This window comes from Planotetraspora silvatica (genome assembly GCF_016863315.1).
Lineage (GTDB): Bacteria > Actinomycetota > Actinomycetes > Streptosporangiales > Streptosporangiaceae > Planotetraspora > Planotetraspora silvatica.
This window is the reverse complement of record NZ_BOOQ01000060.1, coordinates 60,994-69,583: the sequence shown is the minus strand read 5'-3', so window position 1 is coordinate 69,583 and position 8,590 is coordinate 60,994. Positions and strand designations below refer to the sequence as shown.

The 8,590-nt window shown below is 70.1% G+C and carries 10 protein-coding genes; 2 read left to right on the top strand and 8 right to left on the bottom strand.

Translation table 11 applies throughout. The features are described from left to right. Positions 1-147 precede the first annotated feature (147 nt). Positions 148-564, top strand: coding sequence for a hypothetical protein (locus tag Psi02_RS37255; protein ID WP_203980634.1), 417 nt, complete (start codon positions 148-150; stop codon positions 562-564). Positions 565-570: 6 nt separating this feature from the next. Here Psi02_RS37255 and Psi02_RS37250 read toward each other — a convergent pair whose 3' ends face one another. The 5 genes from Psi02_RS37250 to Psi02_RS37230 all read right to left on the bottom strand — a co-directional run bounded on the left by Psi02_RS37250 (position 571) and on the right by Psi02_RS37230 (position 5,372). Further along, positions 571-1,854, bottom strand: a complete 1,284-nt coding sequence (locus Psi02_RS37250) for an RNA polymerase sigma factor (RefSeq protein WP_203980633.1) — start codon at positions 1,852-1,854, stop codon at positions 571-573. A 19-nt stretch (positions 1,855-1,873) separates the two neighbouring features. Continuing rightward, on the bottom strand, positions 1,874-2,227 hold the full coding sequence (locus Psi02_RS37245; RefSeq protein ID WP_239095485.1) for a YciI family protein: 354 nt from the start codon (positions 2,225-2,227) through the stop codon (positions 1,874-1,876). A 219-nt stretch (positions 2,228-2,446) separates the two neighbouring features. Continuing rightward, complete coding sequence (locus tag Psi02_RS37240; RefSeq protein ID WP_239095484.1) at positions 2,447-3,679, bottom strand: MFS transporter; 1,233 nt, start codon at positions 3,677-3,679, stop codon at positions 2,447-2,449. Positions 3,680-3,708: 29 nt separating this feature from the next. Continuing rightward, positions 3,709-4,182 (bottom strand): MarR family winged helix-turn-helix transcriptional regulator, encoded by a 474-nt coding sequence (locus Psi02_RS37235; RefSeq protein WP_239095483.1) that lies wholly within the window; start codon positions 4,180-4,182, stop codon positions 3,709-3,711. 20 nt (positions 4,183-4,202) lie between these two features. After that, positions 4,203-5,372, bottom strand: coding sequence for a permease (locus Psi02_RS37230; RefSeq protein ID WP_203980631.1), 1,170 nt, complete (start codon positions 5,370-5,372; stop codon positions 4,203-4,205). Between the two features lie 224 nt (positions 5,373-5,596). On the opposite strand from Psi02_RS37230, the gene Psi02_RS37225 reads away from it, so the two are divergent. Next, positions 5,597-6,964: a HAMP domain-containing sensor histidine kinase gene (locus Psi02_RS37225; RefSeq protein WP_203980630.1), complete on the top strand. Its 1,368-nt coding sequence runs from the start codon at positions 5,597-5,599 to the stop codon at positions 6,962-6,964. A gap of 16 nt (positions 6,965-6,980) precedes the next feature. On the opposite strand, the gene Psi02_RS37220 is transcribed toward Psi02_RS37225, so the two are convergent. From Psi02_RS37220 to Psi02_RS37210, 3 genes are all read right to left on the bottom strand, one after another. Continuing rightward, complete coding sequence (locus Psi02_RS37220) at positions 6,981-7,418, bottom strand: VOC family protein (protein WP_203980629.1); 438 nt, start codon at positions 7,416-7,418, stop codon at positions 6,981-6,983. A gap of 170 nt (positions 7,419-7,588) precedes the next feature. Further along, the gene (locus Psi02_RS37215) at positions 7,589-7,759 is read right to left on the bottom strand and encodes a hypothetical protein (RefSeq protein WP_203980628.1); all 171 of its coding nucleotides are present in this window, start codon (positions 7,757-7,759) and stop codon (positions 7,589-7,591) included. 251 nt (positions 7,760-8,010) lie between these two features. Beyond that, entirely contained in the window at positions 8,011-8,556 is a 546-nt protein-coding gene (locus Psi02_RS37210; protein ID WP_203980626.1) for a hypothetical protein, read from the bottom strand. Positions 8,557-8,590 lie beyond the last annotated feature (34 nt).

Sequence of the window (8,590 nt, the reverse complement as noted above, 5' to 3'; positions counted from 1 at the left end):
CCCGCGATCGGGGTTCGGAGCCTGGAGCCTCCAGCACTCTCCGTAATCGCCTGGCAAAACGCTCACAGCGCGTTACCGTCGTCGCCGACCCGGAGGGATCTCGTCCCGCCCTGCCGGGGAACCGGTCCCCCTCAGGAAGGCCCCCCGATGAACGCCTCCTTGCGGGCGACGGCGACGTTCGCCCTCGCCCTGATCCTGCTTCCCGGATTCGGAACCGGGCCCGCGCAAGCGCGGACCTGCGCCTACGGATCCTGCGGCGAGGTGAGGAACAAACTGCCCAGGACCTTCACCGTGAAGGCCGCCGTCTTCGGCGAGGGGCCTGAGCGTTGCGTCACCTACAACGCGGGCGGCTTCCCGTGCCGGACCTACTGGCTGCCCAGCGGGAAGAGCAGCAAGGACGTCGGAATCGACGACGCGGACGGATTCATGGTCGAGTCGACCTACCAGGTGGGGCACATCGCGGGCACCACCGTCCCCGGGTTCACCTGGACGAGGATCACGTCCCCGCTCACCACGTTCTGCGGCCTGCCCGCGGACGCGACCACCCCCACGTGCTACTGGTAGCCGGCGTCACACCCTGCCGGACGACCAGCGGGCGATGCGCCGTACACGGTGCTCGCGCTCCGGATCGGGCAGGGCCGCGTCCAGCGACAGCCGCATCGCGGCTATCGCCTCGTCGAACCGGCCCAGGCGGCCGAGCAGTTCCGCACGTACGGCCTGCCGGCGTTGGTCGCGTTCGGTCAGCAGATCGAGCGCGGCCAGGCCGGCGGCGGGCCCTTCGGCCTCGGCCACCGCGACGGCCCGGCCGAGCGCCGCGGCGCCGTTGGCGGGCTGGACCGACAGGAGCAGGTCGTACAGCCGGACCATCTCGGCCCAGTCCGTGTCCGCGGAGGTCGCCGCCACGGCGTGCTGGGCCGCCAACGCGGCCTGCAACTGGTAGAGGTCGGCCACGCCGGCCGTACGTTCCAGGGACATCTCCAGCAACGCCAGACCTTCGGCGATCTTGGCGGTGTCCCAGAGCGTCCGGTCCTGGTCGGCGAGCAGCACCACCTCGCCCGCGGCGTTCATCCGGGCAGGACGACGTGCCTCGGTGAGGAGCAGGAGCGCGAGGAGCGCGGCGGGTTCCGGCGCGCCGGGCAGCAACCGCGCCAGCAGGCGGGCCAGCCGGATCGCCTCCGCGCAGACGTCCACGTCCATCAGCCGCTCACCCGACAGCCTGGTATGGCCGCTGGTGTAGAGGCTGTGGAGCACCGCGCACACAGCGGCCAGCCGTCCCGGCAGTTCGGCGGCCGAGGGCACCCGGTACGGGATCGACGCCTGGGCTATCTTCTGCCGCGTCCGCGTGAGCCGCTTCGCCATGGCGGCCTCGCTGGTCAGCAGCGCCGCCGCCGTCTCCTCGACCGACAACCCGCACAGCGTCCGCAGGGCGAGCGCGACCCGGGCCTCCAGGGCGAGCGCGGGGTGGCAGCAGGTGAAGATCAGCCGGAGTTGGTCGTCGTGGACCGCGCCTTCCGCCGGCTCGGGTGCGTTGAGATCCACGAGCTCCGTCCCCTCACGCTCCTTGCCTGCGCGCAGCCCCTCCCTGCGGATGATGTCCACGGCCTTGCGCCGGGAGGCGACCGTCAGCCAGGCGCGCGGGTTGTCCGGCACGCCGGAGACCGGCCAGTCGCGCAGGGCGGCGATCGTCGCCTCCTGCACGGCGTCCTCCGCGAGTTCCAGGGCTCCGACCGTGCGGACGAGGGTCGCCAGGATGCGCGCGCCCTCGATCCGCACGGTCTCGGCGAGCCGGGCCTCGGCCGAGGGGGATCCGCCCTCCCGCGGCGCCGGCCCGCCGAGTGGCGGGGCCTCCGTCATCGGGCCCGGCGTGGTGGGGTCACTCACCGTCCAGCGGAAGCACGGGACGGACCTCCACCGCCCCCTGCCAGGCGGACGGAATCTTCGCGGCGACCGTGATCGCCTCGTCGAGGTCGGCGCATTCCAGCAGGTAGAAGCCGCTGAGCACTTCCTTGGTCTCGGCGTAGGGGCCGTCGCTGACGACGACCTCCCCGCCGCGGGCGCCGACCACCCGCACCACGGTGGCGGTGCTGGTGGGCCGCAGCGCGTTGCCCCCTCTGATGTGGTCGCCGGCCTCGTCGTGGAAGGCCCGGTACTGCTTCATGTCATCGGCCTGCTCGGGGGCGGACCAGTCGAGATCGGGCGTGTAGAGCAGGGCTGCGTACAGCGGCATGACGGCCGTCCTTTCGTGGGCGGACCGGGTCCGTGCCCCGGTCTCACACTGGGGACGAAGAGGCGCGGGCTCTCCAGGACATCTCTCCGGAAATTCTTCCGGGGAGATGTCCTGACGGTACGGCTGTTCGTGCCGAACAGGTCGAGAATCCTTCCTCGTTCCCGGCCGCCACGGCCCCGATCCCGTACGGCGAGGCCGTACCGGCCGGCCCGTACCAGGTCAGGCGGGAAGGCGGGACGGAGCGGCGTCCGCGGGCTCCTCGCCTCCCGCCGCCTGGACACGCTCGGAGTGCCGGAGATGTTCGCGGGCGGTGGACAGGATCAGGATCCCGAGGACCAGAGCCCCGGCGGCGATGTAGAACGGCACGTGCACGTTGGTGTGCTCCACCAGCTTGCCTGCGGCGAAAGGGGCGAGCCCGCCGCCGATGAACCGGACGAACCCGTACGCCGCGGAGGCGATCGGCCGCTCGACCGGTGAGACGGTCATCACGGCCTGCGTGGTGACCGTGTTGTTCACACCGATGAAGACGCCCGCCACGATGACGGCCGTGATGAGCACGGGCGGGTGCGTGGTCCAGATCGCGATCACCAGCACGGTGACGGCGAACAGGGCGAGGTTGGCGTACAGCGTTCGGGCGATGCCGAAGCGGCTCTGCAGGCGGGGCGCCCCGAAGACGGCGAAGACGGCGACCAGGACGCCCCAGCCGGTGAAGACGAAGCCGAGCTGGATGGCGTCGAGCCCCATCGGGAACGGCGCATAACCGAGGACGGTGAAGAACGCCCAGTTGTAGCACAGGGCGGTGAGCGACATCGTCAGCAGGCCGCGATGCCGCAACGCCCGCAGCGGTTCGCCCAGGCCGGTCTTGCGCTGGGGCACCGGCGTCGGCCGCACCAGAACCGCGGTGGAGATCATGGCGATGGCCATCAGGAACGCGACCCCGAAGAACGGCCCGCGCCAGCTGATGTTCCCCAGGAGGCCGCCGAGCAACGGTCCCACGGCGATGCCCACCCCGAGCGCGGCCTCGTACAGGATGATCGCCCCGATGAATCCGCCGCTCGCCGAGGCGATGATCACGGCGAGGGACGTGGCGATGAACAGCGCGTTGCCGACACCCCATCCCGCGCGGAATCCGACGATCGCCCCGATGCCGGGTGAGGCGCCGGCCAGCGCGCTGAAGACGACGATGAGGGCGAGGCCCGCCAGCAGGGTCCGCTTGGCGCCGACGCGGCTGGACACCCAGCCGGTGATCAGCATCGCGACGGCCGTCACCACCAGATAGCTGGTGAACAGCAGCGTGACCTGGCTGGGAGTGGCGTCCAGCTCGCTCGAGATCGCGGGCAGGATCGGGTCCACCAGCCCGATCCCCATGAAGGAGACCACGCACGCGAAGGCGACCGCGAAGACCGCCTTCGGCTGCTTGAACGGGCTCGCGGCCGTGGGATGACCACTCATCGACATGCTCCAAATCAACGGGGTGGGGTTCAGGAGGACCGGACGGTCGCCGGGCGCTCGTCGGGCATCAGGCTCGTCAGGCTGTCGATGGCCGGCAGCGCGGCGACCAGGCCGTCCAGTTCCGCCTCGGCGAGCTGGGACAGGAGTCCGGAGAGCAGGGCGGCGCGGGCCGCCCTGCGCTCGGCCAGCGCCGCCCGCCCGGCGTCGGTGACGTGCACCAGCACGACGCGCCCGTCCTCCGGGTCACCCGCGCGTTCGGCGAGACCGGCCTCCTGCAGCCGGGAGACGAGCTGGGTCATGGCGGGCTGGGTGACGCCTTCGCCGGTCGCCAGATCGGTCAGCCGCCGGGGACCCGACCGGTCGAGAAGGGACAACACCGACACCGCGGTGAGCGACAGTTCGCCGCGCGGGGCCAGCCGCAGGAACAGGCGCGCCAGCCGTTCCAGTGCCGCCGTGATCTCCATTGCGGGCAGGTCCCGCGCACTGTCGCAGGAAAAGTCCATAAGGAACTTATATCAGGACATTATGTACTTGATGCGCCCGGGTGCTCGCTCGCATCGACCGCCGGACGGCCGCCCATCATGCGCAACATCGACATGCCGCCCGTACGGAAGAAGCGGATGACCAGCACCGCCGCCAGGACGAGGAAGCAGATGTTGAGCCAGGTCGTGTAGTTCCACGCCACCTGGGCCTCGACGACCCGGGCCGCCCGCTCCCGCGGCGTCAGGCCCAGCGCCCAGAAGATCAGTTCGACGAGATATCCGGCGATGACCATCGTCAGGTAGAAGGTGCCGGCGATGAAGGCGGCCATCCGCAGGCCGTAGTACTTCCGGTAGATGTTGAGGATCGGCAGGATGATCAGGTCGGCGAAGATGAACGCGACCACTCCCCCGAAGCTGATCCCCCCGTTCCACAACACCGCCGCGAGCGGCACGTTGCCGATCGAGCACACGAAGCTGACGACGGCGACCAGCGGCCCGACGAGGGGGCCCCACAGCACCGCCAGGAGCGGATCGCCGGTGAGGAAGAAGTTCTTCCAGAACTCCATGGGGACCCACGCCGCGAGGGCGCCGGTGATCAGCAGTCCGATGGCGATGTCGCGCCAGATCGCGGCCCATTCCATGACGAAGATGTGCGAGATCGCGGTGCGGCCCTTCGCCGAGGTGAGCCGTCGCAGGAACGAACCTCCGCCCGCCACCGACATGTCCATCGCGGCGTGCCCCTCCATCGACCCGGCCAGCCCCTTTTCCGACTGCCGGAGCGCGTCGGCGACCAGGCGCCGGCGCAAGAGGATCCGGTAGAGCACCGCGATGAGCACGATCATGATCGGGCCGCCGACGAACTCCGCCAGCGTGAACTGCCACCCGAGCAACAACGCCAGCAGAATGCCCAGTTCGAGAACGAGGTTGGTCGAGGCGATCTCGAAGGCCATGGCGGCGGTGAAGCTCGCCCCCTTGCGGAACAGCGACCGCGCGAGCGCCACCGCCGCGTAGGAGCACGACGAGGAGGCCACCCCCAGCCCGCTCGCGGCCGCGAGCGCCCCCGGCGAGTCGTCGCCCAGCAGGGCCGTGATGGCCTGACGGCGGACCACGGCCTGGACGACCGCCGACAGGACGAACCCGAGGATCAACGCCCAGAGGATCTCCCAACCCATGGCTCCGGCGAGCGCCAGCGCGTGCCACAACGAGCCCATTCACGGACCTCCCGGCAGGCGGCCCTCGATCTCGCGGACCGGGCTTCTCGGTCGGGCCTCTCGGGCGGTGCGTACCCGGCCGGCATCAGGAGTAACGGGGGGTGGCCATTCCAAGATTTGGAGTCCCAGGCCAGATGCGGCGGACGAGCCTCACGTAAGGTCTGAAAAGGACATATGTGGATGACGTTTCAAAGGAGGAGACGCCCGGGGAGGAAGGGATGCCGGTGCAGCTACGCCCATACTCGATCCGGGCGCGCTTCACGCTGGTGACCGCGCTCCTGTCCGTGATCGTCTTCACCGCGATCGGCATCGGCCTGGACTTCGCGATCCGGACCAGGATCCAGGACGGCATCTACGCCGACTCCCAGCGCCTCGCCACCACCTGGATCGACTGGGAGCCCTACAGCGCGCCTCAACCGGTCACGACGACCCGCGTCGACCTCCTCCAGTTCACCGACTCCCACAGCCGGGTGCTGGCGGCCAGCAAGGCCGCGGGTGATGTGCCGATGAGCAGGCTCCTCCCTCCGGAGGAGGATCGGATCCAGCACGGAACCGCGTGCACCCCCGCCCGGTGCGTCGTGTTCACCGTCGTCCGGGTCCCGCCTCTGGAGACGACCGTGCTCTGGTCGGGTGAGCCTCACTTCGTGTACGCGGGGATGGTCCAGCCGCCGATCCTCTCGGGACACCGCCTGGAGTGGCTCACCGGTCTCGGCATCACCCTGATGTCCGCCTTCGCGGCGTGGGTGGCCTGGTGGGTGGTCGGCCGCACCCTGCGGCCGGTGGCGGAGATCCGTGCCAGAACGGCCGAGATCACGGTGGGCGACCTGAGCCTGCGTCTCCCTCAGCCTCCCGGCCGCGACGAGATCGCCCAGTTGGCCCGCACCACCAACCGGACCCTCGCCCGGCTGGAGGAGGCGGTGAACCAGCAGCGCCAGTTCGCGTCCGTCGTCTCCCACGAACTCCGATCCCCGGTCTCCGGCCTGTACACGCGGCTCGAGGAGGCCGTGCTCTACCCCGACGAGGTGGATCTGCGGGAGACCGTCGCCGCGGCGCTGTCGACCACGAAGCGCATGCACGCGATCATCAATGACATCCTGGTCCTCGCCCGGCTCCGCACCGTCGTCCCGGCGCCGCACGTGCCGATCGACCTCGGCGCCCTGGTGGCCGAGGAGGCCGCCGGCCAGGCCGGCGGCGCGCCGGTGCGCGCGTACGCCACCGATGACCTGATGGTCCTCGGCAACCGGATCCAGCTCATCGGCGTGATGAACAACCTCCTGGTGAACGCGTGCCGGCACGCCGAGACGCGCGTGGAGGTGACCGCGGTCCGCGCGGGCGGGCACGCCGTGGTGAACGTCGTCGACGACGGGGCGGGCATCGCGCCCAAGGATCGGGAGCGGGTCTTCGAGCCGTTCGTCCGCCTGGACGACGGCCGCCGGCGCGACCCGGGAGGCAGCGGCCTCGGCCTGGCCATCTGCCGCGGCATCGTCAGCGCCCACCACGGCACCCTGGGCATCGAGGACTCGTCGCAAGGCGCCCGCTTCGTCCTCCGGCTGCCACTCCTGGAGACGGACCGGGCGCCCATGCACACATGACAGAACTCCGGTCGTGTCAGACCAGGCAGAACTCGTTGCCCTCCGGGTCGGCCATCACCACGTGATCAGGCCTTCCCTGCAGGTCGTCCTGGCGGATCACGGTCGCACCGGCGGCGGTCAACCGCTCGACCGCCGCGACCACGCGCGGCCACCGGACCTCCCAGGGCGTGCTGCGGCCTCCACCGACCTGGACATCGAGGTGCAGCCGGTTCTTCACGACCTTCGACTCCGGCACCTGCAGGAAGGACAGATCGGGACCCACCCCGTCGGGGTCGGACAGGTAGGCGCCCTCATCCCACTCCTCTTCCGGGACGTCGTGATGGGTGAACCATTCCTCCCAACTCCCGAAACCCGCCGGCGGCGGCTTTTCCGCATAACCCAGCGCGAGCGCCCAGAACCTCGCCAGCTTCGCCGGCTGCGTGCAGTCGATCGTCAGATTCCATCGGGTCGCCATGAACCCTCCTCTTCCGGCCGATAACGGCGCCTACGCATCATGCCGTCAGACAAGGCTGGCATGGAGTTCCGGCGGGCCGCCCATCGTGTACCGAAGCGGTCTGGGCTCGGGCGGCAGCGAGGCGATGTGCGCACGCGCACGCTCGGTGTCGACGCCGCGGCCGACGGTGATCAGATCGGCCGTCTCGGGCGGTTTGTCCCAGAGTCCCAGAACCCGCCGGGCGGCGTCGTGCCCACCACCTTGGCCGCGTTGTTGACCAGGATGTCGAGCCGGCCATGATCGCGCTTCACCTGGGCGAGCAGCTCCGCCACGGCCCCGTCGTCGGAGTGATCGACGTTCATGGGGACGCCCGTGCCACCGGCGCTCGTGCTCGCCGAGGACGGGCTCTAGAGCCTCCTGGAGGAGTTCGGCGAGGTGAGCGGCACCTTGCCTGGATGCCTGGAGAAGTGAACTCCCGGCGGGGCAACGGTGATGCCTCCGCCCTCGGGTGAGGACGGAGGCATCGACCGCACCTCCGGGGGCCTGCTCGGCTCGGATCGGCCATGGCCCCACGAGGTTTCACAGGACCTGCTGTCCGTCGGATCGAAGGGCTCTAGTCCTCCTGCCCCTGGCTCTGACTCTGACTCTGGGACTGACTCTGGTTCTGGCCCACGCCCGCCCCCTGCTGCTGGGACTGGGCCTGAGCCTGGGACTGACTCTGGCGCTGAGGAATGCCCATGTCGTGACGCATGTGGCGGTCACGCATGCGGCGGTCGCGCATGTCGCGGTCGTAGCGGTCGCGCATGTCGCGGTGGTACCGGTCACGCATGTGGCGGTCGCGCATGCGGTCACGCATTTCACGGTCGTGACGGTCGCGCATGTGCTCACGCATGTGACGTTCCCGCATGTGCTCACGCATGTGGCGGTCGCGCATGTGCTCACGCATGTGGCGGTCGCGCATGCGCTCGCGCTCACGGGGTCCGGGCGGCGGTTCCTTTCGGAGAGTCCCCGTCGCCATTGCGTACTCTGATGCGCTGAGCATTGTCGCGTTCGCCTGGACCTGACCGGTCGAGGCATTTGAGACCTGGCCGGACCCGAATAGTAAGGCCGCCCCGAGCAGTGCCGTACCGAGCGGCACCGTGACGCGTTTTCCGTGCATAGCGCCTCCTCCCCCGAATCGCCTTCGTGCGCGG

Bases quoted from the DNA above. Each gene is read 5' to 3' on its own strand.
- Psi02_RS37255 (WP_203980634.1), top strand. From the start codon at position 148: ATGAACGCCTCCTTGCGGGCGACGGCGACGTTCGCCCTCGCCCTGATC.
- Psi02_RS37250 (WP_203980633.1), bottom strand. From the start codon at position 1,854: ATGACGGAGGCCCCGCCACTCGGCGGGCCGGCGCCGCGGGAGGGCGGA.
- Psi02_RS37245 (WP_239095485.1), bottom strand. From the start codon at position 2,227: ATGCCGCTGTACGCAGCCCTGCTCTACACGCCCGATCTCGACTGGTCC.
- Psi02_RS37240 (WP_239095484.1), bottom strand. From the start codon at position 3,679: ATGAGTGGTCATCCCACGGCCGCGAGCCCGTTCAAGCAGCCGAAGGCG.
- Psi02_RS37235 (WP_239095483.1), bottom strand. From the start codon at position 4,182: ATGGACTTTTCCTGCGACAGTGCGCGGGACCTGCCCGCAATGGAGATC.
- Psi02_RS37230 (WP_203980631.1), bottom strand. From the start codon at position 5,372: ATGGGCTCGTTGTGGCACGCGCTGGCGCTCGCCGGAGCCATGGGTTGG.
- Psi02_RS37220 (WP_203980629.1), bottom strand. From the start codon at position 7,418: ATGGCGACCCGATGGAATCTGACGATCGACTGCACGCAGCCGGCGAAG.
- Psi02_RS37215 (WP_203980628.1), bottom strand. From the start codon at position 7,759: ATGAACGTCGATCACTCCGACGACGGGGCCGTGGCGGAGCTGCTCGCC.
- Psi02_RS37210 (WP_203980626.1), bottom strand. From the start codon at position 8,556: ATGCACGGAAAACGCGTCACGGTGCCGCTCGGTACGGCACTGCTCGGG.